This window comes from Streptomyces sp. NRRL B-24085, from assembly GCF_001282115.1.
Taxonomy (GTDB): domain Bacteria; phylum Actinomycetota; class Actinomycetes; order Streptomycetales; family Streptomycetaceae; genus Streptomyces.
This window is the reverse complement of record NZ_LJBR01000328.1, coordinates 1-25,748: the sequence shown is the minus strand read 5'-3', so window position 1 is coordinate 25,748 and position 25,748 is coordinate 1. Positions and strand designations below refer to the sequence as shown.

Here is a 25,748-nt window from a genome sequence, read left to right as displayed (position 1 = left end):
TCAACAGGCCGCTAGGCCGTCCGAGGCGGCGCGAGCCCGGCGACCGCGAGGCCGCCCGAGGCGGCACCCACAACCCGCAGCACCCACAACCCGCACCACCGACAACCCGCACCGACGGCACCCCACACCACCGGCCCCCGCCACAACCCCTCACTGCCGGATCGACCAGCCCCGCTCCCGCAGCGCGGCCGACAGTACGGGTGCGGCCTGCGGCTCCACCATCAGCTGGACCAGGCCGGCCTGCTGCCCCGTCGCGTGCTCGATCCGCACGTCCTCGATGTTGACCCCCGCCCGGCCGGCGTCCGCGAAGATCCGCGCGAGCTGCCCCGGCTGGTCGTCGATGAGCACGGCCACGACCTCGTACACCCGGGGAGCGGACCCGTGCTTGCCGGGCACCCGCACCTGCCCGGCGTTCCCCCGCCGCAGCATGTCCTCGATCCCTGACGTGCCCTCGCCCCGCTTGGCCTCGTCGGCGGACTGGAGCGCCCGCAGGGCCTGCACGGTCTCCTCCAGGTCCCCGGCGAGTTCGGTGAGCAGATCGGCCACCGGGCCCGGGTTCGCGGAGAGGATGTCGATCCACATCCCGGGGTCGGACGCGGCGATCCGGGTCACGTCCCGGATGCCCTGGCCGCACAGCCGTACGGCGGCCTCCTCGGCGTGCTCGAGCCGGGCGGCGACCATGCTGGACACCAGGTGGGGCATGTGCGAGACGAGCGCCACGGCACGGTCGTGGGCGTCGGCGTCCATGACCACCGGCACCGCGCGGCAGTGCGAGACCAGTTCCAGCGCGAGGTTCAGCACCTCGGTGTCGGTGTCCCGGGTCGGGGTCAGCACCCAGGGCCGCCCCTCGAAGAGGTCCCCGGAGGCGGCCAGCGGCCCGGACTTCTCCCGCCCGGACATCGGGTGCGTGCCGATGTAGGAGGAGAGGTCGAGTCCGAGTCCCTCCAGCTCCCGCCGGGGCCCGCCCTTCACGCTGGCCACGTCGATGTACCCGCGGGCCGTGCCCCGCCGCATGGCGTCGGCGAGCACTCCCGCCACGTGCGCGGGCGGCGCGGCGACGATCGCGAGGTCCACGGGCCCCTGGGGCGGCTCGTCGGTGCCCGCGCCGAGCGCGGCGGCCGTGCGGGCCTGCTCGGGGTCGTGGTCGGCGAGGTGGACGGTGACGCCCCGCCCCGCCAGTGCCAGCGCGGCGGACGTCCCGATGAGCCCGGTCCCGATGACGAGTGCGGTCCTCACTGGGCGATGTCCTTGCGCAGGGCGGCCGCGGCGCCGAGGTAGACGTGCGCGATGTCGGCACGTGGCCGGTCGGACTCGATGTGCGCGAGGACGCGGACGACCCGGGGCATGGCGCCCTCGATGTCCAGCTCCTGGGCGCAGATCAGGGGTACGTCGACGATGCCGAGCTTGCGGGCCGCGGCCGCCGGGAAGTCGCTGTGCAGGTCGGGCGTGGCGGTGAACCAGATGCTGATCAGGTCGTCCGCGGTCAGCTCGTTCCGTTCCATGATGGCGGTGAGCAGCGCCCCGACCTGCTCGTCCATGTGGCCGGCCTCGTCCTTCTCGAGTTGGACGGCGCCCCGGACCGCTCGTACCGCCACGGCATTGCTCCTTGCTGATGTACAACCCGGCTCTCTGTCCGACCAGCCTAGTCAGCCCCCGAGGTGCGGGCGCGCGGCGCCCGCCTCCTGAGACGGCCTCCCGGCCCGTGCCGATGTCACCTGAATGTCGCAGTTCCGCTACATGGGGTGAGAACACCCCCGTGCGCCTCTGGACGCGGGATCCCGGGTCCGCTCTCATGGGCAGGAAACCCGCCTCGGGGGAGGCCCTTTCATGAAGCGTTCCGGACCGCTGCTGACACTGCTGGCGGGATTGCTGCTCGGCCTGTTCATGCTGTCGCTCAACGCCACCACGGGAGAGAAGCCGACCTCGGCGGCCGTGCAGCCGTCCGCGTCCGGGAAGCCGTCGCCCGGCACCAAGGCGTCACCGGGCACCGCACCGGCACAGCCGTCGGCGCCGCCCAGTCCGTCCCCGGCCCGGACCGCCGTGCCCGAGGGCGTCTACACGGGCCGCACGGACGACGACTCCTCGGCGGTCGCGATCACCGTGCGCGACGACAAGGCGATCGCGTACGTCTGCGACGGCCGCAACGTCGAGTCGTGGCTCCAGGGCGACGTGAAGGACGACGGCAGCCTGCGGCTCACCGGCAAGGGCGGCGCGAGCCTCGACGCCAGGGTGAAGGGCGCCAGGCAGATCCGCGGCACGGCCCACGTCGGCAGCGGAGGACACGCCTTCACCATCGGCCGCACGGAGAAGTCGTCCGGGTTCTACCGGGCGAACGGCAATGTGGCCGGCGCGAGGATCGAGGGCGGCTGGATCGTCCTGCCGGACGGCGAGCAGGTCGGCATCCTCAAGCGCGACGGCAAGCCGTCCCCGGCACCCGGGATCGACCCGGAGACCGGTGCGGTGACGGTCGACGGGCAGCAGCTCACGGCCCGTCCGGTAACCCCCTGACCCCGCCCGAGGGAGCCGATCATGACCGTCGACCCGAACGCGGCCACCCAGAGCTGGCCCTCGCCCGAACCCCAGCGCGGCCCCGGCGCGGCCCGCTATCTGGTCCCGGCCCTGGTCGCCGCCGCGGTGGCGGTCGCCCTGGGCGCCTACGGCAAGGTCCACGACCCGGCGGGGACGGCCTTCAACCTCGCCGGTTTCAGCAGCACCGGAGCGGTGAAGTCGTGGCTGGCGACGGCCGCGTTCTTCTTCGCGCTCGTACAGCTCGCCTCGGCGCTGATGGTGTACGGCAGGCTGCCGGGCCCGAGCTGGTCCGCCACCCTGCACCGCTGGTCCGGCCGGGCGGCGTTCCTCCTCGCGGTGCCGGTCGCGGTGCACTGCCTGTACGCGCTGGGCTTCCAGTCGTACGAATCACGCGTTCTGTGGCACTCCCTGCTGGGTTGTTTCTTCTTCGGCGTGTTCAGTGCCAAGATGCTGCTGCTCCGCTCGGAGCGACTGCCCGGATGGCTGCTGCCGATCGTCGGCGGGCTCGTCTTCACCGCGCTCACGATCCTCTGGCTGACCTCCGCCCTCTGGTTCTTCCGCACCTTCGGAGTCACGACATGACGCACAGCCCGACGCGGCGCACGATCCTTCTCGCGACGGGCGCGGCCACGCTGACCGTCGGCTGCGGCGAGTACGGCGACGAGAACAGCGACTCCGGGGCGAGTTCGGTGCAGGCCGGCACCGAACTGGCGAAGGCGAGCGAGATCCCGGTCGGCGGCGGGAAGATCTTCAAGGACGAGAAGGTCGTCGTCACCCAGCCGAAGAAGGGCGAGTTCAAGGCCTTCTCCAGCATCTGCACCCACCAGGGCTGCCAGGTGACCAGCGTGTCCGGCGGCACCATCAACTGCCCCTGCCACGGCAGCAAGTTCGACATCACCAACGGCTCGGTGGCCAACCCGCCGGCCGACCAGCCGCTGCCCGAGAAGCAGATCAGGGTCAGCGGGGACTCGATCGAGCTCGCCTAGGGCGCCGGCCCGGCGCACCGGCCGGGTAGAGTCGCGCGGTGCCCGAGCTGCAGCGGCTCCACGCCGGTCATGCCCCGGCGGTCCTGGCCTTCGAGCTGGCGAACCGCGCCTACTTCGCCGCCTCGGTCTCCGACCGCGGCGACGCCTACTTCGACCGGTTCACCGAACGGTTCGACGCATTGCTGGCCGAACAGGAGGCGGGCGTCTGCGTCTTCCATGTGCTCGTCGCCGGGGACGGCTCGGTGCTGGGCCGGTTCAACCTGTATGACCTGGAGGACGGAACCGCCGTGCTGGGCTACCGGGTCGCGCAGCACGCGGCCGGCCGCGGCACCGCGACCGCGACCGTGCTGGAGCTGTGCGACCTGGCGGCGACGCGGTACGGACTGCGCACCCTGCGGGCGGCCACCGCCCATGTGAACATCGCGTCCCGGAGGGTGCTGGTGAAGGCCGGGTTCGTCCCCGTCGGGCCGGCCGACCCGGCCGCACTCGGTGGCAGGCCGGGCACCTGGTACCGGCGCGAGCTGAACCCCGGACGGTAGCCGGACGGGGACGGCGTCCGGGTCGTCAGGCGTCCCAGAGCGCCCCGAGCGTCACCAGTTCGCTGCCGTACTCGATCCGGTCGGCCCACTCGACGGGCCACGCCTCGGCTCCCAGATGGGCGCCCGCGAAGGCACCCGTCAGGCAGGCGATCGAGTCGGAGTCGCCGGAGCTGCACGCGGCCCGCCGCAGGGCCGTCAGCGGCTCGTCGGGGAACTGGAGGAAGCACAACAGCCCGGTCGCCAGGGCCTCTTCGGCGATCCAGCCCGCTCCGGTGGCCAGGCACGGGTCGTCCTCGGGTGAGGCGCCGCGCACGGCCGCGTCGAGCCGGTCGAGGACCGCGAGGCACTCGTCCCAGCCCCGAGCGATGAACTGCCCGGGCGTCGGGTCCTGGCTCCTCGTCCACAGGTCACCGAGCCAACGCTCGTGGTACTGGCCCCGGTTCACCAGGGCGTACGACCGCAGCAGCCCGACCAGTTCGCCCGGTGCGGTGCCCTGCGCGAGCAGCCGTACGGCACGCGCGGTGAGGTCGGACGCGGCGAGTGCCGTCGGATGGCCGTGGGTGAGCGCGGCCTGCAACTGGGCTGCGCCCGCCCGCTGTTCGTCACTGAGGCCGGGGACGAGTCCGACGGGAGCGACCCGCATGTTGGCGCCGCAGCCCTTGGAGCCGATCTGGCTGGCCTCCTGCCAGGGCAGATCCGTGCGCTCCAGCAGGTCACAGGCTCTCAGGCAGGTGTTGCCCGGGGCGCGGTTGTTCTCCGGGGACCGGTTCCACGCGATGAACTCCCGCCGGACCGGCTCCGCCATCTCGGGCCCGAGCACTCCCCGGTCCATCGCCGCCCGCAGCCCCCGGCCCACCGCCAGTGTCATCTGCGTGTCGTCGCTGACCACCGCGGGTGTGATCAGCTCCATCTCCCGCCATGGCCCGCACTTGGCGAGGATCGACGGCACGTCGTTGAACTCGGTCGGGAAGCCGAGGGCGTCTCCGAGGGCGAGGCCGAGGAGGGTGCCGGTGGCGGCGCGTTGGGTCACGATCATGGTCATGCGGGGCGTCCTTCCGGGGACGGTCGGAGGAGAGGGGGGCGCAGCGCGGTGGCCGGTCCCGCGCGGTAGAGCGCGGCCGGTTTGCCGCGGCCGCCGGTCAGTCGCGCGGCGCCGGGGACGGCCTCGACGAAGCCGGGCGTGGCGAGCACCTTGCGGCGGAAGTTGGGGCGGTCCAGGGCGCTGCCCCACACGGTCTCGTACACCTGCTGGAGCTCGCCGAGGGTGAACTCGGGCGGGCAGAAGGCGGTGGCGAGGCAGGTGGACTCGAGCTTGGCGCCGACGTGTTCGCGGGCGTCGGCGAGGATGCGGTCGTGGTCGAACGCGAGCGGCCCGGCCTTGTCGTACGGCACCCAGCGGGCCTCGGCCGCGTCGCTGCCGCCGTGCGGTTCGGGCGGGTCGGGCAGCAGTGCGGCGAACGCGACGGAGACGACCCGCATCCGGGGGTCGCGGTCGGGTTCGCTGTAGGTCCGCAACTGCTCGAGATGCAGCCCGGAGAGGTCCGACAGGCCGGTCTCCTCGGCGAGTTCGCGCCGGGCCGCGGTCTCCGCCGACTCGTCCGGGTGCACGAATCCGCCGGGCAGCGCCCAGTGTCCGGCGTACGGCTCCTGCCCACGCTCCACGAGCAGCACGTGCAGGGCACCTTCGGCGACCGTGAGGACGGCGAGGTCGACGGTGACGGCGAAGGGTTCGTGGGCGTACTTGTCGTAGCCGGGCGGAACGGACACACCCGCTCACCCCCTTTATGGTCAGAATGACTAATAGTCACTACGACTATAAAGAGGGTGTCCGGGTTCGGCAAGCCCCCAGAAGCGCGTTCGGAGCCCGGCCGCATACGAACCCGGGGTCAGCCGGCCTCTCGGAAGTCCCGCCCCAGGAACCCCAGAAGCCGGGTCTCGAATCGCGCGCCGGACGGCACGGCGACCGGAGCGCCGAACCGCACGCCCCGGTCCTCCTCCCCCACCACACACTGGGCGACGGACAGGAGTTCGGCCGCGAGAGCCTCCGGGATGGGCCGCAGCCGGCCGCAGGACCGGGCCACGTCCCAGCCGTGCACGGTGATCTCGACGGCGCCGACGGCGGCCATCACCCGCACGTCCAGCGGGCGTTCACCCACCAGCACGCCCTCGGGCGGCCCGGCGGCCCAGGCGCCGAGCACGGCACACGCGCGCGTACGGAAGCCGCAGACCCGGTCGGCCTGCGGGAGCAGTCCGATCCGCCCGCCGCTCAGCCCCTCGTACAGCGCGTCCAGCGAGTCGTCGAGGTGCCCCAGCAGCTCGCCCAGGTCCCACTCGGCGCACGGCGTGTCCCGGTCGAGCGCCACCTGCCGTGATCCCGCCACGCTGCCCAGCGCGTAGGCGAGCGAGCGCTCCAGCAACTCCCCCGCGCTCATGACCGCACCTCCGCCGGAGCGCCGCAGCGGCCCCTCAGCGGCCGCCCGGACCTCTCCCGAGCCCCCGGGACCCCGCCGGGCCGCGCAGGCCGCACACCGCCCTCCAGCGCCGCCGGACACGCCTCGCCACGGTTGCCGTTCCTCTGGTCCATCCCCACTCCCTCCGTCACGAATACAGACGTGCGGCGGGGCGAAAACGCATCGGCCGGCCCCGGAGGATTCCGGAACCGGCCGCACACGCGCGGGGTGGGACTACAGGTCGACTTCCTTCATCAGCATGCCGACCTCGGTGTTGGACAGCCGCCGCAGCCAGCCCGACTTCTGGTCGCCCAGGGTGATGGGGCCGAAGGCGACCCGGACCAGCTTGTCGACCGGGAAGCCCGCCTCGGCGAGCATCCGGCGGACGATGTGCTTGCGCCCCTCGTGCAGGGTGACCTCGACGAGGTAGTTCTTGCCGGTCTGCTCGACGACCCGGAAGTGGTCCGCCTTCGCGTACCCGTCCTCCAACTGGATGCCGTCCTTGAGCCGCTTGCCCAGGTCCCGCGGGATCGGGCCCACGATGTGCGCGAGGTAGACCTTCTTCACGCCGTACTTGGGGTGGGTCAGCCGGTGGGCCAGCTCGCCGTGGTTGGTGAGCAGGATGACGCCCTCGGTCTCGGTGTCGAGCCGTCCCACGTGGAAGAGCCGCGTCTCACGGTTGGTGACGTAGTCACCGAGGCACTGCCGGCCCTCGTTGTCCTCCATCGTGGAGACGACACCGGCGGGCTTGTTCAGCGAGAAGAACTGGTACGACTGCGTCGCCACCGTCAGGCCGTCGACCCTGACCTCGTCCCTCTCCGGGTCGACCCGCTTGCCCTGCTCCAGCACGATCTCGCCGTTGACCTCGACCCGCGCCTGCTCGATCAGCTCCTCGCAGGCCCGCCGCGAACCGTAGCCCGCGCGCGCGAGGACCTTCTGGAGCCGCTCGCCCTCCTGCTCGGCGCCCGGGAAGGTCTTGGGGAGCTTCACGTCCTTCTTGCCGGCGTACCGCTCCCGGTTGCGCTCCTCGGCCCGCGCCTCGTACTCGCGGGAGGTCGCCGGCACCCACCGGCCGCGCCCGGTGCCCTGGCCCTGCTTCGGCCCGCCCTTGGCACCGCCGCGCGCCGAGGCGCCGCGCCCCGACTTCGGGCCGTCCGGGGAGGCGCCGGGACCCACGTCGTAGCGGCGCTCCTCGGGGCGGGGCTTCTTCGGCCGGCCGCCCTGCTTGTCGTCGCGGTCGTTGCCGGCGCCGCGGTAGTTGCCGCGTCCTCCGGTGCTCCCGCCGCGACCACCGCTGTTCCCACCGCGGCCGCCGCTGTTGCCACCACGGCTCCCGCCGTTGTTTCCGCTGCTGTTCCTGCCGCTGCTGCTTCGCATCAAAGTTCCGTCTTGTCGTCTGCGTCCTCGGAATCCGGGGCGTCCGGATCGAACGACGGTACGGCCTCCTGGGTCTCGGCCTCGATCGCCTCCGCCTCCGGGAGGAAGGGCGCGAGCTCCGGGAGCTCGTCCAGACCGCGCAGGCCCATCCGCTCCAGGAAGTAGTTCGTCGTCACGTACAGGATCGCACCTGTTTCGGGTTCCGTGCCCGCCTCCGCCACCAGACCCCGCTGGAGCAGGGTGCGCATCACACCGTCGCAGTTCACTCCGCGCACCGCGGAGACCCGGCTGCGGCTGACCGGCTGGCGGTAGGCGACCACCGCGAGCGTCTCCAGGGCGGCCTGGGTGAGCCGGGCCTGCTGGCCGTCCAGGACGAACCGTTCCACGGCCGGGGCGTAGGCGGCCCGGGTGTAGAACCGCCACCCGTTCGCGACGTGCCGCAGCTCGAAGCCGCGCCCCTGGGCGGCGTACTCGCCGGCCAGCTCCCGCAGCGCCCTGGTGATCTGCCGCTTCGGCCGCTCCAGGATCTTCGCCAGGTGCTCCTCGGTCGCGGGCTCGTCCACGACCATCAGGACGGCCTCCAGGGCCGGCTTCAGATCGAGGTCGGCGACGCCCGGCGGTCCCGCCGGGGCCTCGGTGGTCTCCTCGCTCACGCCTTGTCCTCCTTGGGCGGCTCGGGCGGTCGGTCGAACTCGTCGGTCACCATCGGCTCGGCCTCCCCCTCACCGCCGGTCCAGCGCACGACCAGTTCCCCGAGCGCGGTCTCCTGGTCCAGCGCCACGGCCTTCTCCCGGTACAGCTCGAGGAGTGCGAGGAACCTCGCCACGACGGTCAGGGTGCCGTCGGCGTCCTCCACCAGCAGGCGGAAGCTGGCCTCACCGAGCTTCCTGAGCCGCGCGACCACGATCCCCGCCTGCTCCTGGACGCTCACCAGGGGCGCGTGGATGTGGTCGACATACACCTGCGGCTTGGGCTTGGGCTGCATCGCCTTCACGGCGAGCTTCGCGAACCCCTCCGGCCCGATGCTGATGACGACCTCGGGCAGCAGGTCCGCGTGGTGGGGTTCGAGTCCGACGGTACGGGGGTAGCGCCGGGCCTCCTCGTCGAGCCGCCGGTTGAAGATGTCCGCGATCTGCTTGTAGGCGCGGTACTGGAGCAGCCGCGCGAAGAGCAGGTCCCGGGCTTCCAGGAGCGCCAGGTCGGCCTCGTCCTCCACCTGTGCGGCGGGCAGCAGCCGGGCCGCCTTCAGGTCGACCAGGGTGGCGGCCACGACGAGGAACTCGGTCGTCTCGTCGAGGTCCCAGTCCGGCCCCATGGCCCGGATGTAGGACATGAACTCGTCGGTGACCTTGGAGAGCGCGACCTCGGTCACGTCCAGCTTGTGCTTGGAGATGAGCTGGAGGAGGAGGTCGAAGGGACCCTCGAAGTTGGCGAGCCGGACCTTGAAGACCCCGTCGGCCTCGTCCTCGCGCGAACCCGTAGGAGCGGCCTCGGGCGTCGGGCCGATCTCCGGCACCGGACCGATCCCAGGCTCCGTGACGGCCTCGGACACGGCCTCGGACGCCGTAACCGCCTGGGACGCCGTGACCGCCTCGGGCGCCGTGACGGCCGGGGGCTCCGGCTCGGGTTCAGCCTCCACCGCCGGCTCGGGCCCGGCCCCGGGTTCGGCCTCCACGACCTGCTCGGCCCCCGGCTCCGGACCCCGCTCCGGCAGAGCCCCGGGCTCCGGGACAGTCTCAGACCCCGCGCCCTCGGTCTCCGGCTCAGACCTGACCGGCGTCGCCGCTGCCCCCGGTGCAACCGGCGCAGCGCCCGGCCCCCGGCCCAGCGCACGCCGGCGTCCGGCGGGGCCGCCGGGGCCGGGGACGGAAGAGTCGTTCGAGGTCATGGCCTCCGCAGGCTACCGCTACCGCCCACGCAGCCGGCGGACGAGGATGCTCGCGTCCCCGCGGGACTCCAGATCGGCCAGCACCACGGCGACCGCCTCGCGGACGATCCGCCCGCGGTCCACCGCCAGCCCGTGCTCACCCCGGAGCACGAGACGGGCGTGCTCCAGATCCATGAGCTCCTCGGCCGACACGTACACGGTGATCTTCTCGTCGTGGCGCTCGCGCCCACTGGGCCGCCGGGCGGGCGACCGGCCGCGCTTGCCGCGCGGCTGCGCGCCGGCGGCCGGGGCAGAACCTTCCTGCGCCTCCTGACGCCGCGCGGAGCGCTCGGCGGCAGCGGCCCGGAGACGGGACTCGCCCGCCTCCGCGGACTCGGCGTCGGCCGCCACGTGCTCGGCCCCTTCGCCGTCCCCGCCCTGCGCGGGCACGGACTGCGGCGCGTCCTCGGCCGCGGCCCCGTCGGACTCCCCCGCGGGAGCCGGTACCCGGGCCTCGCCGTTGGCCCCCCGCCGGGGAGTGGACGCCTGGAGCGCCATTCCCCCTGTCGTACGGAACAGTTCGTCGGCCCCCGGCAGACTCACTCGGCGTGACACCGGGCGAGCACCTCCCTGGCGAGCTGGCGATAGGCGGCGGCACCGACGGAGTTGGAGGCGTACGTGGTGATCGGCTCACCGGCGACCGTGGTCTCCGGGAAGCGCACCGTGCGCCCGATGACCGTGTGGTAGACGTGGTCGTCGAACGCCTCGACCACGCGGGCCAGGACCTCACGGCTGTGGACCGTGCGCGAGTCGTACATCGTGGCGAGGATCCCGTCGAGCTCCAGCTCCGGGTTGAGCCGCTCCTGGACCTTCTCGATGGTCTCCGTCAGCAGTGCGACACCACGCAGGGCGAAGAACTCGCACTCCAGAGGCACTATCACCTTGTGCGCGGCCGTCAGGGCGTTGACCGTGAGCAGGCCGAGCGAGGGCTGACAGTCGATCACGATGTAGTCGTAGTCGGCCATGAGCGGCTTCAGGGCGCGCTGCAATGTCGACTCGCGGGCGACCTCGGAGACCAGCTGGACCTCCGCCGCCGACAAGTCGATATTGCTCGGCAGCAGGTCCATGTTGGGGACCGCGGTCTTCAGCAGGACCTCGTCGGCCGCCATGCCCCGCTCCATGAGCAGGTTGTAGACGGTGAGGTCGAGCTCCATCGGGTTGACACCGAGACCCACCGACAGCGCGCCCTGCGGGTCGAAGTCCACGAGCAGCACGCGCCGGCCGTACTCCGCGAGCGCGGCACCCAGGTTGATGGTCGACGTGGTCTTGCCGACGCCGCCCTTCTGGTTGCACATCGCGATGATCTTCGCGGGGCCGTGGTCGGTCAGCGGGCCCGGGATCGGGAAGTACGGCAGCGGCCGGCCCGTCGGACCGACGCGCTCACGGCGCTGGCGGGCCGCGTCGGGCGCGAGCGTGGCCGCGTACTCCGGATCGGGCTCGTACTCGGCGTCGGGGTCGTAGAAGTGCCCCTCGGGCAGTTCGTCGTAGTCGGCGAAGTGGTTGTGGGGCGCGCCACTTCCGTCGCCGGCCATGGCGTTCACGTGATGGCCATCCATGCTCTGGTGTGCTGTCCGCACGGTCTGCGGACTCTGGTGGGCTGCGAAGGTGCGCACCGCGACGGAGCCGACAGCCTCGAACCCTGCGGGGCTCTGGGCCCCGGCAGGCATTCCTGGTTGACCACCCCCGGGAGAAAATGTCGACTCATTCACAAGTCGTCTTACCTCCTTGGTGACCAGGAAACTTCTAGACAAGGTCAGCGTGGCACCATGCCGACGGTTGGCGACTCTATGGCGTGTCGGGTGTTCACAGCAACACAATCCGCCGGACCCGGCAGGATGTGTCGGCAATGAAACATCCCGCTGTCAAGGGCGTACGGCAGTCGCACGGCAGGTTTCGCCGGTGTACGAATCGGTTCAAGGGTTACGTTCGACGCGAGTTGACCGAGAGTCGCAAAGTGACCATACACACATCCGGCCGGACCTTGTGGGCAAGGTCCGGCCGCATGTGCCTCGTTGACGCGTCTTGTTGACGTATCGCCTTCGCGAAAAGGTGACTTAGCTCTCTGCCGAGGTCACAGGCTCAGCCGAGCAGCGACTCCAGCTCGACGTGCTCCAGCCCGTGCGCCTCCGCGACCTCCCGGTAAACGACCTTGCCGTCATGGGTGTTGAGGCCCTTGGCGAGCGCGGGGTCGCGGCGCAGGGCTTCCACCCAGCCGCGGTTCGCCAGTTCGACGATGTAGGGCAGCGTGGCGTTGGTGAGCGCGTAGGTCGAGGTGTTGGGCACCGCGCCGGGCATGTTGGCGACGCAGTAGAAGACCGAGTCGTGGACCTGGAAGGTCGGTTCGGCGTGCGTGGTCGGGCGGGAGTCCTCGAAGCAGCCGCCCTGGTCGATCGCGATGTCGACAAGGACACTTCCGGGCTTCATCCGGGAGACGAGCTCGTTGGTGACCAGCTTCGGGGCCTTGGCGCCCGGGATGAGCACCGCGCCGATCACGAGGTCGGCGTCCAGGACGGCCTTCTCCAGCTCGAAGGCGTTGGACATGATCGCCCGGACCTTGGTGCCGAAGACCTTGTCGGCCTCGCGCAGCTTGTTGATGTCGCGGTCGAGCAGCGTTACGTGGAAGCCCATGCCGACGGCGATCTGGGTGGCGTTCCAGCCGGAGACGCCGCCGCCGATGACGACGGCACGCGCGGGCTGGGTGCCGGGGACACCGCCGGGCAGCACGCCGCGGCCGCCGACCGAGCGCATGAGGTGGTAGGCGCCGACCTGCGGGGCGAGCCGGCCCGCGACCTCGGACATCGGGGCGAGCAGCGGCAGCGCCCGGGAGGGCAGCTCGACGGTCTCGTAGGCGATCGCGGTGGTGCCCGACTCGATGAGCGCGTCGGTGCACTCCTTGGAGGCGGCCAGGTGCAGGTAGGTGAAGAGCGTCTGGTCCTTGCGCAGGCGGTGGTACTCCTCGGCGACCGGCTCCTTGACCTTCAGCAGCAGGTCGGCCGCGGCCCACACCTCGTCGGCGGTGTCCAGGATCTGCGCGCCCTCGGCGACGTACTCCTCGTCCGGGATCGAGGAGCCGATGCCGGCGCCGCGCTCGATGACGACCTGGTGGCCGTGGCGCACCAGCTCGTGCACGCCTGCGGGGGTGATGGCCACCCGGAACTCGTTGTTCTTGACCTCGCGGGGGATGCCGACCTTCACGTGGATCACGGTCCTTGGCTCAGAGAGTGTGTGGGGTAATACAACACATACCCGGGCATGCGTGGGCACACCAGGAGACACCGCAGGAGAAGGTGCGGCAGAGCCAGTCTAATGAAGGTGTTCCCGCTGTCTAGCCTTTCATTGCATCAATCTTCAGCGAATGTACTGCGGATTTCGCAGGCATTCTCGCCTTGTTTCGGGTCCTCGGACTGCTGGGGGCCGGTTTCTCCCCCGGAAAGCTCCTGTCCCAGCAGCCGTTCGGCGGCGCCGCGGTGCAGCTGGGCGGCCGCGGGATCGCCGAGGCGGTCCAGCGTGTCCGCGAGCCTGACCTGGAGCGCGGCCAGCAGCCGGAGGTCCTCGGCGCGCCGCGCCCACTCCACGGCCTCCTGGCAGGTGCGCAGCGATTCCTCGGGGTGTCCGGCGTACTCCTGGACCCGGGCGAGCTCACTCAACGCGCGTGCGTGGGCGGGCACATCGCCGTTCCTGCGGTGCCCGGCGAGGGCGGCCCGCCAATTCCTGACCGCCTCGCCGTAGTGGCCCGCACAGGTGTGGGCGGCGGCGATACGGCCGTACAGCCGGGCGGCCTCCTCCCGCTCGCCGCGGGCCAGCCGCTGGGCGAGGGCCCGGCCGAACCAGTCGGCGGCCCGCTCGTAGTCCCCGAGCTCCAGATACGCGCCGCCTACGGATTCCATCGCGCGGCCGGTCGCATACGGGTCGTTCGCCTCCCGTCCGGCGTCCAGGGCCGCCCGGTACCGGACCAGCGCCTCCCGGGTGCGGCCGGTCTGCGCGTCCAGGTCGGCGAGGTTCAGCAGGGCGGCGGCCTTCTCGCGGGGCAGGGCGCGCCGCTCGGCCACGTCCAGGACGAGGCCGTGGAGGACGTAGAGGTCGGGGGCCGCCGCCCTCATCCCGAAGTGGGCCACCATCGTGCGCACGAGCTGCGACATCAGGCGCCGGGCCAGGGTGTCCAGCTCCCCGTCGGCGACCGCGAGACGGGCCGAGGCGAGCAGGGCCGGCCTGCGGATGCGCAGCCAGTCCTCGGCGGCCCGCGGGCTCGGGAAGCGCACCGAGGGCGGCATGCCCTGGAGCTTCTCGCGGGCCTCGGGGCTGTCGGTCTCGGTGATGACCCGGGAGGACTGCAACAGCCGTACGGTCCGCTCCAGCATGCGGGCGCGGGCCAGCCGGAGCTCGCCCGGCCGGTCCTGGGCGTCGGCGAGGGCCCTGAGCAGGGGATACAGGCAGCCGGGGACCTCGTACTGCGGCAGCGGGGACTCCACGGCGTGCAGCAGACCCAGCGCGACGAAGTCGTCCAGGGCGGAGCGGGCCTCGGCCACCGAGCAGCCGGCGAGCGCGGAGGCGGTGTGCGGGTCGACGAGGCCGGCCGGGGCGAGGGAGAGCAACCGCAGGGTCCGGGCCGCAGCGGCGGGCAGGGTGCCGTGGACGAGCTGGAAGACCCGGCTGAGCGGGTTCCCCTCGTCACTCTCCGCATGCAGTTGCTTGGCCAGATCGGCGACGGCCGCCTTGGGCCGGGCGGCGAGCCAGCCCCCCGCCAGCATCAGCGCGGCCGGATGGCCCTGGCACTCCTCCACGAGCCTCTCGGCGGAACGGGGGTCCACGGTGACGCGCACCGATCCGGTGTGCCGGGACAGCAGTTCCAGCGCGGCCTTGGTGTCGAGACCGCCGAGGGTGCAGGGCCGGACGTCCGCGATCCCGGTCAGCGGACCTCCCGAAACGGCCACGACCAGGCACTCCGGGGCGTCCGGAATCAGGGCGTCCACCTGTTCCGCGGCCACCGCGTCGTCGAGCAGGAGCAGCGCGCGACGGTCCGCGAGGGCTTCGCGCAGCACCGCCGTTAGGTCGTCCTCGGCGGCGCCGGCCGGTGCCGGTACGTCGAGCGCGGTGAGCAGTTCCCGGGCGACGTCCGCGACCGGCACGGGGGTGCCGTCGGGTTCGCTCAGCCGGGCGCGCAGCACCCCGTCGTAACGGTCTGCGACCGTCCGGACGAGTTCCTCGGCGAGCGCGGTGCGGCCGGAGCCGGGGCGTCCCGCGATGAGCAGGACGCGCGCGCGAGGTGCCTTGCGGCCGGCGAGCGTGTCGAGTCCCGCCCGCTCGATGTCGGCGCGCAGCTCCTTCAACTCCCGCGTCCGCCCCAGGAATTGGCCCTCGCCGGACAACCGTACGCCGTCTGGGTCCACCGCCTGATCCGTCACGGGCCACACTCCCGTCCCACCGCACGCGCAAAGCCCGCCGGTGACCCCGGATCGGGCACCAAAAGCCTAGTTCACGCTCTGCAACGTTCCTGGCGGAGCGCGGCGGTGGAGACCGGAGAGTCCCCTGATCGGATCAACGGTTCATAGGATCGCCGGTTCCGGAAGTGCCGGTGTCAGGGGCGCGGGGCTGTATCCATGTGCGGCTACCGCCGCGTGGGCGCGACAAGCCACGACGCACCGGCACCTCGCAACGAAGCAGCTACGACAACGGCGCGTCCGAAAGAACCGTCACGCCTCAAACGGCCGCGCAGGCCACTCCGCCTCAGCGGAACGCAACCCGTCCAACCCGCCGGAGGCCCGCGCCGCGACCAACGACAACACACCCACCACGAGGCAGTTGTTGTGCAGCTCCCCGGCAAGAACCCCCCGCACCAGCTCGGCGACCGGCACGCGCGCGTACTCCAGGTCGATCTCCTCGTGCTCGACCTCGAAGCGCTCGCCCTCCGCCTCGGACAGCCCGCGGGCCAGGAAGATCCGGATCGCCTCGTCGCAGCCACCCGGCGAGGTGTAGACGTCCGTCAGCACCCGCCAGTCCTCCGCCTTGACGTGCGCCTCCTCGTACAGCTCCCGCTGGGCCGCGTGCAGCGGGTTCTCACCGGGCACGTCCAGCAGGCCCGCCGGGATCTCCCACAGCTTCTGCCGCACGGGGTGCCGGTACTGGCGGATGAGCAGGACCCGGTCCTCGTCGTCCAGGGCGAGCACGGCCACCGAACCCGGGTGGACCTGGTAGTCGCGGCCGACCACCGTCCCGTCGGGCATGACCACCTCGTCCGTGCGGACGGAGGTCTTGTTGCCCACGAAGGGTGTCTTCGTGGCCCGGATCTCCCACTCCTCCGGGGCGTCCTTGATCGTCATGCCCTGTCCTTCCCCACCTGCGCAAAAGAAGCCGGGACGCCCGCCCTTTGAATGCGTGCGCCCCGGCCACCGTACAACTGTCGTGCTACTTGGAACTCTGCCGCTCGACCGCGGCCTTCACCAGGCCGGCGAACAGCGGGTGCGGCCTGGTCGGACGCGAGCGCAGCTCGGGGTGGGCCTGCGTGGCGACCAGGTAGGGGTGGACGTCGCGCGGGTACTCGACGTACTCGACGAGCTTGCCGTCCGGCGAGGTCCCGGAAAACAGGATGCCCGCCTTCTTTTCCAGCTCCGCGCGGTAGGCGTTGTTCACCTCGTAGCGGTGCCGGTGCCGCTCCTCGACGTACTCCTTGCCGTCGTAGACCTCACGGACGATGGAGCCCTCGGCGAGCTTGGCCGGGTACATGCCGAGCCGCATGGTGCCGCCCATGTCACCCTCACCGGCGACGATGTCGAGCTGCTCGGCCATGGTGGAGATGACGGGGTGGCCGGTGGCCGAGTCGAACTCGGTGGAGTTGGCGTCCGGGATGTCGGCGAGGTTGCGCGCGGCCTCGATCACGATGCACTGCAGGCCCAGGCAGAGGCCGAGCAGCGGGATCTTGTTCTCGCGGGCGTACTTGATCGCGCCGACCTTGCCGAGTACACCGCGGTCGCCGAAGCCGCCCGGGATGCAGATGCCGTCGACGTCACCGAGCTGCGCCGCGGCGCCGGCCGGGGTCTTGCAGTCGTCGGAGGTGACCCACTTGATCTTGACGCGGGCCTTGTTGGCGAAGCCGCCCGCGCGCAGCGCCTCGGTGACCGAGAGGTAGGCGTCGGGCAGGTCGATGTACTTGCCGACCAGGGCGAGGGTGATCTCGTGGTCGGGGTTGTGGACGCGGTCGAGCAGGTCGTCCCAGGTCGTCCAGTCCACGTCCCGGAACGGCAGGTCCAGCTTGCGGACCACATAGGCGTCCAGGCCCTCGCCGTGCACGGTCTTCGGGATGTCGTAGATCGAGCGGGCGTCGGGGCAGGCGACCACGGCGGCCTCGTCGACGTCGCACATCAGCGAGATCTTCCGCTTGATCGCGGTCGGCACCTCGCGGTCGCAGCGCAGCACGATGGCGTCCGGCTGGATACCGATGTTGCGCAGGGCCGCAACCGAGTGCTGCGTCGGCTTCGTCTTCAGCTCTCCCGACGGGCCGATGTACGGCAGGAGGGAAATGTGGACGACGAAGACGTTGTCACGGCCGACCTCGTGCCGGACCTGGCGGACCGTCTCCAGGAACGGCAGCGACTCGATGTCGCCGACGGTCCCGCCGACCTCGGTGATCACGACGTCGACCTCGTCGGTCGCCATGCGCCGGATGCGGTGCTTGATCTCGTTGGTGATGTGCGGGATGACCTGGACGGTGTCGCCCAGGTACTCGCCGCGCCGCTCCTTGGCGATCACCGTGTTGTACACCTGGCCGGTGGTGACGTTGGCGGAGCCGTCGAGGTCACGGTCGAGGAAGCGCTCGTAGTGGCCGATGTCCAGGTCGGTCTCGGCGCCGTCGTTGGTGACGAACACCTCGCCGTGCTGGAAGGGGTTCATCGTGCCCGGGTCGACGTTGAGGTACGGGTCGAGCTTCTGCATCACGACGCGCAGGCCCCGCGCCTTGAGCAGCATGCCGAGGCTGGAGGCGGTCAGCCCCTTGCCGAGCGAGGAGGCGACACCCCCAGTGACGAAGATGTGCTTGGTCGTCGTGGCTGTGCTGTTTCGAAAAGCAGCGGTCATGGCCAAGAGGGGGCTCCCGTGGTCGCGATCTTGAGGTGCGGTTCGGGGGTCAGGCGCCCACCGGTCCACGGGCTACCAGGGTATCAGCGCCTCGGGGAGATGGCTTCCGGCCACGCTCCGCACACATGCCGACACGGACCAGCACGAAGACACCCGTCTCTCACCCGTTGCTCACCCGTTCGGCCCAGCCGCGTTGCCCGGAGCGGCACACAGATCATCTACGTGCGTCGTATCCTGCTCGGACACTCACTGCCGAGCCCGGCCGGAAACACGGGACCACCCCCACCCGTAGGCCCCGGAACAACGAGAGCTCGTCAGTTCGTTGAGCAGCAGTTGTCGTTTTGCCTCACAGCGGCAGGACTGTTTTGCTTCACCGCTCAACGACGCATTACAACGACCCCCTTGACCGCACCAAGCGACAGCCCCCTTTTTCCCTGAGGGGGTGACGTGGCCGTTCGACTGGAGTTGCACGTGGCCGGGCGCATCGAAGACTACGCACTCATCGGAGACATGCAGACCGCGGCGCTGGTCTGCCGGGACGGCACGGTGGACTGGCTGTGCCTGCCCCGCTTCGACTCGCATGCCATCTTCGCCGGCCTGCTGGGCACCGAGGAGCACGGCTTCTGGCGGCTCGGTCCCGCGCACGCGGCCGACGCCGAGCCCCCCACCGCCGCCCGGCGCACCTACCGCGGCGACTCGCTGATCCTGGAATCGGAGTGGGACACCTCACGCGGCACGGTCCGGGTGACCGATTTCATGCCCCCTCGTGACGGCGCCCCGCAGCTCATCCGGATCGTGGAGGGCGTCTCGGGCCGCGTCCCCATGCGCTCGGCCCTGCGGATGCGCTTCTCGTACGGCCGTGTCGTGCCGTGGGTCCACAAGCACGAGGGCCGCACGGTCGCCGTGGCGGGCCCGGACTCGGTGTGGTTCGACACCGACTGCGAGACCTACGGCAAGTCCCTGACGACGTACTCGGACTTCACGGTCGCCCCTGGTGACCGGATCGCCTTCACCATCTCCTGGCAGCCCTCGCACAAGGAGCCGCCGCCGCTGCCGGAGCCGGAGCAGTCGCTGGAGGCCACCGAGGACTTCTGGCGCGAGTGGGTCGAGCACTGTACGTACCACGGCCCCTACCGCGAGGCCGTCATCCGTTCGCTGATCACCCTCAAGGCGCTGACGTACGCCCCCACCGGCGGCATCGTCGCCGCCCCCACGACCTCCCTGCCCGAGGACATCGGCGGCGTCCGCAACTGGGACTACCGCTACACCTGGCTGCGCGACGCGGCCATCACCCTGTCCTCGCTGCTGCGCACCGGCTACCGCGAGGAGGCCCGCGCCTGGCGCGAGTGGCTCCTGCGGGCCGTCGCCGGCGACCCCGAGAACCTGCAGATCATGTACGGCATCGCGGGCGAACGGGAACTGGGCGAGGCCGAGTTGGACTGGCTGCCCGGCTACGAGAACTCCGCGCCGGTCCGGGTCGGCAACGGCGCCGCGCACCAGCTCCAGCTCGACGTGTACGGCGAGGTCACCGAGGCCCTGCACCTGGCCCACATGACGGGCCTGTCCCGCAACGACTACGCCTCGCTGCTCCAGCTCAAGCTGATCCGCTACCTGGAGGACCACTGGGACGAGCCGGACGAGGGCATCTGGGAGGTGCGCGGCCCGCGCCGGCACTTCGTGCACTCCAAGGTGATGGCCTGGGTCGCCGTCGACCGCACCATCAAGCTCATCGAGTCCGGTGACGCGGACGGCCCGCTGGAGAAGTGGCGCGAGCTGCGCGACGACATCCACCGGGACGTCTGCGAGAAGGGCTACGACAAGGAGCGCAACACCTTCACGCAGTCCTACGGCTCCAAGGAACTGGACGCCTCCCTGCTGCTGATCCCGCAGATGGGCTTCCTGCCGCCGGACGACAAGCGGGTCATCGGCACCATCGAGGCGATCCAGCGCGAGCTGTCCACCCCGGACGGCTTCATCCTGCGCTACCCGACCTCCAGCGGCGACGAGAACGTCGACGGCCTCCCCGGCGACGAAGGGGCCTTCCTGGCCTGCTCGTTCTGGATGGCGGACGACCTCGCCATGATCGGCCGCGTGGACGAGGCGAGGAAGCTCTTCGAGAAGCTCCTCTCGCTCCGCAACGACCTCGGTCTGCTCGCCGAGGAGTGGGACCCGCGGTTGCAGCGCCAGGTCGGCAACTTCCCGCAGGCCTTCAGCCACGTCCCGCTCATCGACACCGCCCTGCGGCTGACGGCGTCGGGGGCGTACGGCGGCTGAACAGGACCTGAGCGCCGGGCCCGCCTAGGCTGGGAGGCACCATCAGCCCCTGCACGGAAGGGGGCGCCCCATGGCATCCCCGTCGAAGGCGGGCGCGGCACTCACCGCGCTGCGCGAGGATCTGACCGGCGACGTGTTCGCCCCGGGGGATCCGGGCTACGACGAGGCCCGGACCGTCTTCAACGCGATGATCGACCGCCGGCCCGCGGTGATCGCGCAGTGCGTGGACGAGGACGACGTGGTCCGGGCCGTGCGCTGCGCCCGGGACCTCGACCTGCCGATCGCGGTGCGCGGCGGCGGTCACAGCGTGGCGGGCATGGCGTCGAACGACGGCGGACTGGTCGTCGACCTGCGCCACATGCGCGCGGTCACCGTCGACCCCGCGGCCCCGGCGGCGCGCGTGGCGGGCGGCGCCACGATGAGCGACCTCGACCGCACCTGCCAGCCGCACGGTCTCGCCACCACCGGCGGCCGCGCCTCCACGACCGGCGTCGGCGGTTTCGTCCTGGGCGGCGGCAGCGGCTGGCTGGACCGGTGCTGCGGACTCGCCGTCGACAACCTGCTCGATGTGGAACTGGTCACCGCCGACGGCACACAGGTGCACGCGAACACCGAGGACAACCCCGACCTGTTCTGGGCGCTGCACGGCGGTGGCGGCAACTTCGGCATCGCGACCGCGCTGACGCTGAGGCTGCACGAGCTGCCCGAGTTCTCCATCGCGCTGCTGATGTACCTCCCGGAGTCCGGCCCCGAGGTGGTGCGCACCTACCGGGACGTGATCGCGGCCGGACCGGACGAGGCGTCGGGCGGGGTGCTCTACCTCACCGGCCCGCCCGAGGAGTTCGTACCGCCCCACCTGGTCGGCACCCTGCTGTGCGGCGTCCTGCTGACGTACGCCGGCGGGGAGGCGGACCTGCGCAAGCTGGCCGAGCCGCTGCTGGCGCTGCCGCATGTGACGGAGATCGTCGGTGCGATGCCGTACGCCGACGTCCAGTGCATGATCGACGATCCGCCGGGGATGCGGAACTACTGGTCGGCGGAGTACCTGACGGGCGCGCCGGACGACTTCGTGGACGTGTACTGCGCCCGCGCGGACTCCCTCCCGGTGCCCACCGGCAGCCAGCAGGTGCTGCTGCCGCTGGGCGGGGCGATCGCCGGCGGTCCGCGCGAGTTCCCGGTGCCGTACCGGGACGCGGCCTGGGCCGTGCACCCGTTCGGGATCTGGGAGGACCCGGCGGACGACGAGCGGTGCGTCCAGTGGGTCCGGGACATGCGCGCCGACGTCCAGCCGTGGAGCACCGGCGCGGTCTACCTCAACTTCATCGGCGACGAGGGCGCGGACCGCGTGGTGGCCGGCGTCGGCGCCGAGAACACCCGCCGCCTTGCCGAGCTGAAGCGCCGGTACGACCCGGACAACGTCTTCCGCTTCAACCACAACATCAGGCCGGCCTGAGCGCCGTCAGCGTGCGTTCGCCGCCCGGGTCCCCCGCGGTGGCCGGCACCAGGGCGATCTCGTCCAGCCCGGCCTCGGCATAGGCGTCGATCCGCGCCCGTACGGCGCCCAGGTCGCCCACCAGGCCGATGGTGCCCGCGGCCGCCGCGGGCAGGGCCCGCACCAGGGTCTCCCGGTCCGCGCCGCCCGCGGCGAGCTCCACCGCCTCCCCGAGCCCGGCCTCGGTGAAGACCTCGCGGTAGCCCGGCACGGTCAGGTATCCGGTGATGCCGCCCAGCACCTGCGCGAGCGATCCCGGGCCGGGGTCGACGGCCGCGGGCAGCCAGGCGGCGAGCACGGGCGGGGTACGGCCCGCCTTCCGGGCCGCCGCGTCCAGGTCGGCGCGCAGGGTCCGCACCTGCTCCGGGGAGACCACGTCCAGCAGCATGCGGTCGGCGTGTGCGGCGGCCGCGGCGATCGCGCGGGGCCCGAACGCGGCCACGGTGAGGGGCCCGCCGGGCGGCGGCAGACGGCGGCGGAAGGGGCTGCCGGGCACCACCGGTTCGCCCGGGGAGGCGTGCAGCAACCGTCGTACGGCCGCCGCCTGCTCCTCCAGTACGGCGGCGGGCCGCTCCCGGGGCCGGCCGTGCACGCCCTCGACCACCCGCCTGCTGGACGTGCCCAGGGCCACCCCGACCGGACGGCCGACGAGGGCCGCGACCGAGGCGGCGCCGCGGGCCGTGGTGTACGGATCACGGACGTTCACCGGGACCGGTCCCGCGGTCAGCGCGACCCGCTCGGTGGCCCGTCCGATCGCGGTGGCGAGGACGAAGGCGTCCCAGGTCGGGCCCTCCCCCGCCCAGACCTCCCGGTAGCCGAGCCGGTCGGCGGCCACCGCCACCCGGACCGGCTCCTCCACCGCGCTGTCGTCCTCCCGGGCCACGGCCACCACGCTGAGGTCCATGCCCCGGCCGTACCCCGGCACGGCACCGGGCACGCCTCGGGTAGCGTCCGGCTCATGGACAGCGGCACGAACAGCGGTTTCGGCACCCAGGGCGGCGGGATCACCGTGCAGCGCGCGCTGGAGCTGCCCGGTCTGCGCAGCGGGCTCCCGGAGATCGTCGCGGGCGCGGACAAGCTGCACCGGACCGTGCGCTGGGTGCACGCGGGCGAGGTGCCGAACATCGCCTCCCTCCTCAAGGGCGGCGAGCTGCTGCTGACCACCGGCTACGGGCTCGGCACCCGTCCGGCCGAGCAGCGCGCGTTCGTGCGGACGCTCGCCGAGCGCGGGATCGCGGCCCTGGTCGTCGAGCTGGGTCCGCGCTTCGCGCGGCTGCCCGCGGCCCTCGTCGACACGGCCCGCGCGACCGGCCTCCCGCTCGTCCAGCTGCACCGCGAGGTGCCCTTCGTGACGGTCACCGAGGAGATCCACACCGAGATCGTCAACGGCCACTACGCGCTGCTCCAGCGGGCCGAGGAGGTGCACCGGCGCTGCACCGAGGCCCTGCTGGGCGGCGGCGGGGTCCCGCAGGTCCTCGGCATCCTGGCCGACTTCAGCGGCAACCCGGTCTTCCTGGAGACGACGGACGGACAGCTTCTGTACGCCGCCGGGGAGGGCCCCGAGGGTGCCGACCCGCTCCAGGTGTGGGAGGGGCTGCGCGGCCAGCACAAGGACGCTCCGCCGTCCGGCTCGGTCCTGGTGGACGTCCCCGGGGGCGGGCCGGGGGCGGGTTCGGTACGGGCGCGGCTGGTCCTGCTTCCGGTGCGGGCCCCGCTGGCCCCCGTGCACCGCATGGCGGCCGAGCGGGCGGCGGGCATCCTGGCCGTCGTCCTGATGCAGGCCCGCCAGGAGGAGGAGCTCGCGGCCCGCGGCCGGGGCGACTTCCTCACCGACCTCGCCGAGGGCCGCATCACCACCGAGGACGCGCCGGCACAGGCGCGCGTGCTGGGTTTCAAGCCGGGCACCGGCCCGCTGCTGCCGGTGGTGATGCACCTCGGCTCCTCCGGCGGCGGCTGGGCGGTCCTGGCCCGGGCGGTCTCCGAGGAGCTGGCCGCGGTCGGCGTGCCGGTCCTGCTCGGGGTACGGCCCGTCGAGGGCCGGGTGCTCGTCCTGCTCGGGCTGCGCGCGGAGTCGGAGCGGGCGGCGGTCGCGGACCGGGTCGCGGCGGCCCTGCGGGCGGGTGTGGAGCGGGCCGGGATGCAGCGGCCGGGTGCCCAGCCGCCGGTCGTGGTCGTCGGGGTCGCCGGGGGCTGGGCGGCGGCCTCGGCGGGCCTGCGCCACGCGGCCGAGACAGCGACGGCGGCGCAGGGCCTGTCGGACCGCCCCTGGTACGACGCCCGCCGTCTCGACATCGACCTGCTGCTGTGGCGGCTGCGCGACCACCCGGACCTCGCGGCCTTCGTGGACCGCGCCATCGGCCCGCTGTGCGCCCACGACGACCGCTCCAAACCGCCCCTGCTGCCGACCCTGGAGACCTATCTGGCGCACGCCGGCCGCAAGGCGGAGACGGCCCGCGAACTCCACCTCAACCGGCAGACCCTCTACAACCGCCTCGCCCGCATCGGCGAGTTGCTGGGCACGGACCTCGACGACCCGCAGACGGTACTGGCGTTGAGCCTGGCGCTGCGGGCCCGCCGGCACGTGCCCTAGTGCTGCGTGCCTTTCCCGCGCGCCTTCAGATGAGCGGCCGGGGCTGGGTCAACTCGTCGTAGACGCTGAGCACTTGCGCCACCGTCTCGTCCTCGGTCGGCCAGGTCGCCGCCTGCCGCGTCCCGCGCTCCTTGAGCAGCTCCCGGCGCTCGGGATCGCCCAGCAGCCGTACGACGGCGCCGGCGAGCGCCTCCGGGTCGCCGTACGGGACGAGTTCGGCCGCGTCGCCGACGAGTTCGGGGATCCCGCCGACCTCGGTCGCGACGAGCGGCACCCGCGCGTGGAAGGCCTCCTGGGCGAGCACCGAGCGCGCTTCCCAACGGCTGGGCAGCAGCGCGAGATCGGCGGCGGCGAGCAGTTCGGAGATGTCGTCGCGCCGCCCGAGCAGCCGGACCGGCAGCCCTTCCTCCTCGATACGGCTCTGCAGGACCGCCCGCAGCGGCCCCTCGCCCGCGACGACGACCAGCGGCAAGGGGTCGAGAAGGCGCCACGCGCGGGTGGCGTCCAGCAGCGTCTCGTAGCCCTTGTGCCGCTCCAGGGCGCCGACCGCCATCAGCAACGGCCGTCCGATGGCGCCGAGTTCGGCCCGCACCTTGGGCCGCAGCCGGTCGGGGTCCTCCTGCTCGTCGACTCCGCGCGGCTTGGGCAGGGCGACGGCGGCGAGGCGCGCGTCCCGGGCGCCGGTCCTGCGGGCCCGGTCCACGAGTGCCGAGGTGGACCCGAGCACCACGGACGCCGCCTTCACGACCCGGCGTTCCAGGAGGCGCACGAAATGAGCCCGCGCGCCCTCGGCGTACGCCCGGTCGTGCCAGGTGACGACGAGCGGGGTCCGCCGCCCGCTGAGCGCCAGCACCGCGCGGAAGGAGGCGTGCAGTCCGTGCGCGTGCACCAGATCGGCGTCCGCGCAGGCCGCCCGGAGCACGGCGACGGAGGTCGGATCGCTGCTGCGCGGCACGTGCACGTGGTCGGCGCCGGCCCCCGTGAAGTCGTAGGCGCGGTCCGCCTCGGCGGGGGCGCACACCGTGACCCGCACGCCCCGCGCGACGAGCCCCGAGGTCAGGGAGCGCACATGCGCGCTGCTGCCGGCGTTGCCTCCGCCCAGCACCTGCACGGTGCGCAGCGGCGACTGGCCGTGCGGTGAGTGGCTGCTCACGGGGGTCACGTGGCCGGGCTCCTGGTTCGGGTCGGACGGTCACGAGGAAACGTACAGAAGGTGTCGAGCGGAGGGGTGTACCGCGCGCTTCCTACGCGTGACGGGTTCTCTGCCAAGGATGCCAGGACGTACGGGTGTTCCGTGCATGCGGAGAACGGGGGGAGGGTGTGTGCGGCGAGTCGGGTCACTCACAAGAGTGACGTGACCCGCTTTCCGACCCAAGGGTGTCCGACCTGAAGGGGCGCGGGGAACTGCGCGAGAAGCCCCCACCGGCCGCCGGCCGCCGTACGACTGACCCTGTCCCCCCATACGGCGGCGGCGACCACCGCGGCCGCATGAGCGAGGAGCCCCACCCGTCCGGTTC

At 72.2% G+C, this 25,748-nt stretch carries 23 protein-coding genes; 7 read left to right on the top strand and 16 right to left on the bottom strand.

Going from position 1 to position 25,748, the window contains the following annotated elements; translation table 11 throughout:
- Nucleotides 1–150: 150 nt before the first annotated feature.
- Nucleotides 151–1,236, bottom strand: coding sequence for a prephenate dehydrogenase (locus AOJ26_RS30975; protein WP_053851679.1), 1,086 nt, complete (start codon nt 1,234–1,236; stop codon nt 151–153).
- A complete protein-coding gene (gene aroH / locus AOJ26_RS30970; protein ID WP_053851678.1) occupies nt 1,233–1,595 on the bottom strand; it encodes a chorismate mutase in 363 nt (120 codons plus the stop codon). Before aroH ends, AOJ26_RS30975 begins: the two co-directional genes overlap by 4 nt.
- Nucleotides 1,596–1,827: 232 nt before the next feature.
- Here aroH and AOJ26_RS30965 point away from each other — a divergent pair, with 232 nt between their 5' ends.
- Genes AOJ26_RS30965 through AOJ26_RS30950 form a run of 4 tightly spaced genes read left to right on the top strand, consistent with a single transcriptional unit; the run spans nt 1,828 to nt 4,054 of the window.
- On the top strand, nt 1,828–2,508 hold the full coding sequence (locus AOJ26_RS30965) for a hypothetical protein (RefSeq protein WP_053851677.1): 681 nt from the start codon (nt 1,828–1,830) through the stop codon (nt 2,506–2,508).
- Nucleotides 2,509–2,529: 21 nt separating this feature from the next.
- Nucleotides 2,530–3,111 (top strand): DUF6529 family protein, encoded by a 582-nt coding sequence (locus AOJ26_RS30960; RefSeq protein WP_053851676.1) that lies wholly within the window; start codon nt 2,530–2,532, stop codon nt 3,109–3,111.
- Nucleotides 3,108–3,515, top strand: coding sequence for a Rieske (2Fe-2S) protein (locus AOJ26_RS30955; protein ID WP_053851675.1), 408 nt, complete (start codon nt 3,108–3,110; stop codon nt 3,513–3,515). The genes AOJ26_RS30960 and AOJ26_RS30955 overlap by 4 nt, the downstream gene beginning before the upstream one ends.
- A 38-nt stretch (nt 3,516–3,553) precedes the next feature.
- Nucleotides 3,554–4,054 carry a GNAT family N-acetyltransferase gene (locus tag AOJ26_RS30950; RefSeq protein ID WP_053851674.1) on the top strand — a complete coding sequence of 167 codons (501 nt, stop codon included), beginning with the start codon at nt 3,554–3,556 and terminating at the stop codon, nt 4,052–4,054.
- Nucleotides 4,055–4,079: 25 nt separating this feature from the next.
- Here the strand turns inward: AOJ26_RS30950 and AOJ26_RS30945 are convergent, their stop codons facing one another.
- The 12 genes from AOJ26_RS30945 to AOJ26_RS30890 all read right to left on the bottom strand — a co-directional run bounded on the left by AOJ26_RS30945 (nt 4,080) and on the right by AOJ26_RS30890 (nt 17,875).
- Nucleotides 4,080–5,096, bottom strand: a complete 1,017-nt coding sequence (locus tag AOJ26_RS30945; RefSeq protein ID WP_053851673.1) for an ADP-ribosylglycohydrolase family protein — start codon at nt 5,094–5,096, stop codon at nt 4,080–4,082.
- Nucleotides 5,093–5,821 carry an NUDIX hydrolase gene (locus AOJ26_RS30940; protein ID WP_053851672.1) on the bottom strand — a complete coding sequence of 243 codons (729 nt, stop codon included), beginning with the start codon at nt 5,819–5,821 and terminating at the stop codon, nt 5,093–5,095. Before AOJ26_RS30940 ends, AOJ26_RS30945 begins: the two co-directional genes overlap by 4 nt.
- A gap of 119 nt (nt 5,822–5,940) precedes the next feature.
- Complete coding sequence (locus AOJ26_RS30935) at nt 5,941–6,486, bottom strand: maleylpyruvate isomerase family mycothiol-dependent enzyme (protein ID WP_053851671.1); 546 nt, start codon at nt 6,484–6,486, stop codon at nt 5,941–5,943.
- Nucleotides 6,487–6,738: 252 nt separating this feature from the next.
- Nucleotides 6,739–7,881 carry a pseudouridine synthase gene (locus AOJ26_RS30930; RefSeq protein WP_053851670.1) on the bottom strand — a complete coding sequence of 381 codons (1,143 nt, stop codon included), beginning with the start codon at nt 7,879–7,881 and terminating at the stop codon, nt 6,739–6,741.
- Nucleotides 7,881–8,534 (bottom strand): SMC-Scp complex subunit ScpB, encoded by a 654-nt coding sequence (gene scpB, locus AOJ26_RS30925; RefSeq protein WP_053851669.1) that lies wholly within the window; start codon nt 8,532–8,534, stop codon nt 7,881–7,883. Before scpB ends, AOJ26_RS30930 begins: the two co-directional genes overlap by 1 nt.
- Entirely contained in the window at nt 8,531–9,769 is a 1,239-nt protein-coding gene (locus AOJ26_RS30920; protein ID WP_078960093.1) for a segregation and condensation protein A, read from the bottom strand. Before AOJ26_RS30920 ends, scpB begins: the two co-directional genes overlap by 4 nt.
- Nucleotides 9,770–9,787: 18 nt before the next feature.
- Nucleotides 9,788–10,363: a hypothetical protein gene (locus AOJ26_RS30915; RefSeq protein ID WP_078960092.1), complete on the bottom strand. Its 576-nt coding sequence runs from the start codon at nt 10,361–10,363 to the stop codon at nt 9,788–9,790.
- Nucleotides 10,348–11,475, bottom strand: a complete 1,128-nt coding sequence (locus tag AOJ26_RS30910) for a ParA family protein (protein WP_078960091.1) — start codon at nt 11,473–11,475, stop codon at nt 10,348–10,350. The genes AOJ26_RS30915 and AOJ26_RS30910 overlap by 16 nt, the downstream gene beginning before the upstream one ends.
- 412 nt (nt 11,476–11,887) lie before the next feature.
- The gene (ald, locus tag AOJ26_RS30905; RefSeq protein ID WP_159044427.1) at nt 11,888–13,003 is read right to left on the bottom strand and encodes an alanine dehydrogenase; all 1,116 of its coding nucleotides are present in this window, start codon (nt 13,001–13,003) and stop codon (nt 11,888–11,890) included.
- A 146-nt stretch (nt 13,004–13,149) separates the two neighbouring features.
- Nucleotides 13,150–15,210: a tetratricopeptide repeat protein gene (locus tag AOJ26_RS30900; protein ID WP_053851665.1), complete on the bottom strand. Its 2,061-nt coding sequence runs from the start codon at nt 15,208–15,210 to the stop codon at nt 13,150–13,152.
- 288 nt (nt 15,211–15,498) lie between these two features.
- Entirely contained in the window at nt 15,499–16,125 is a 627-nt protein-coding gene (locus AOJ26_RS30895) for an NUDIX domain-containing protein (protein ID WP_053851664.1), read from the bottom strand.
- A gap of 85 nt (nt 16,126–16,210) precedes the next feature.
- On the bottom strand, nt 16,211–17,875 hold the full coding sequence (locus tag AOJ26_RS30890) for a CTP synthase (RefSeq protein WP_053851663.1): 1,665 nt from the start codon (nt 17,873–17,875) through the stop codon (nt 16,211–16,213).
- 471 nt (nt 17,876–18,346) lie between these two features.
- On the opposite strand from AOJ26_RS30890, the gene AOJ26_RS30885 reads away from it, so the two are divergent.
- Both AOJ26_RS30885 and AOJ26_RS30880 read left to right on the top strand, forming a co-directional pair.
- Entirely contained in the window at nt 18,347–20,149 is a 1,803-nt protein-coding gene (locus AOJ26_RS30885; RefSeq protein WP_053851662.1) for a glycoside hydrolase family 15 protein, read from the top strand.
- A gap of 70 nt (nt 20,150–20,219) precedes the next feature.
- On the top strand, nt 20,220–21,602 hold the full coding sequence (locus AOJ26_RS30880) for an FAD-binding oxidoreductase (RefSeq protein WP_053851661.1): 1,383 nt from the start codon (nt 20,220–20,222) through the stop codon (nt 21,600–21,602).
- Here the strand turns inward: AOJ26_RS30880 and AOJ26_RS30875 are convergent.
- Nucleotides 21,589–22,545: an LLM class F420-dependent oxidoreductase gene (locus tag AOJ26_RS30875; RefSeq protein ID WP_053851680.1), complete on the bottom strand. Its 957-nt coding sequence runs from the start codon at nt 22,543–22,545 to the stop codon at nt 21,589–21,591. The two genes, AOJ26_RS30880 and AOJ26_RS30875, sit on opposite strands and share 14 nt — an antisense overlap.
- A 54-nt stretch (nt 22,546–22,599) precedes the next feature.
- Here AOJ26_RS30875 and AOJ26_RS30870 point away from each other — a divergent pair, with 54 nt between their 5' ends.
- Entirely contained in the window at nt 22,600–24,231 is a 1,632-nt protein-coding gene (locus AOJ26_RS30870) for a PucR family transcriptional regulator (protein WP_053851660.1), read from the top strand.
- A 25-nt stretch (nt 24,232–24,256) separates the two neighbouring features.
- Here AOJ26_RS30870 and AOJ26_RS30865 read toward each other — a convergent pair whose 3' ends face one another.
- Nucleotides 24,257–25,393, bottom strand: a complete 1,137-nt coding sequence (locus AOJ26_RS30865; RefSeq protein WP_053851659.1) for a glycosyltransferase family 4 protein — start codon at nt 25,391–25,393, stop codon at nt 24,257–24,259.
- Nucleotides 25,394–25,748 lie beyond the last annotated feature (355 nt).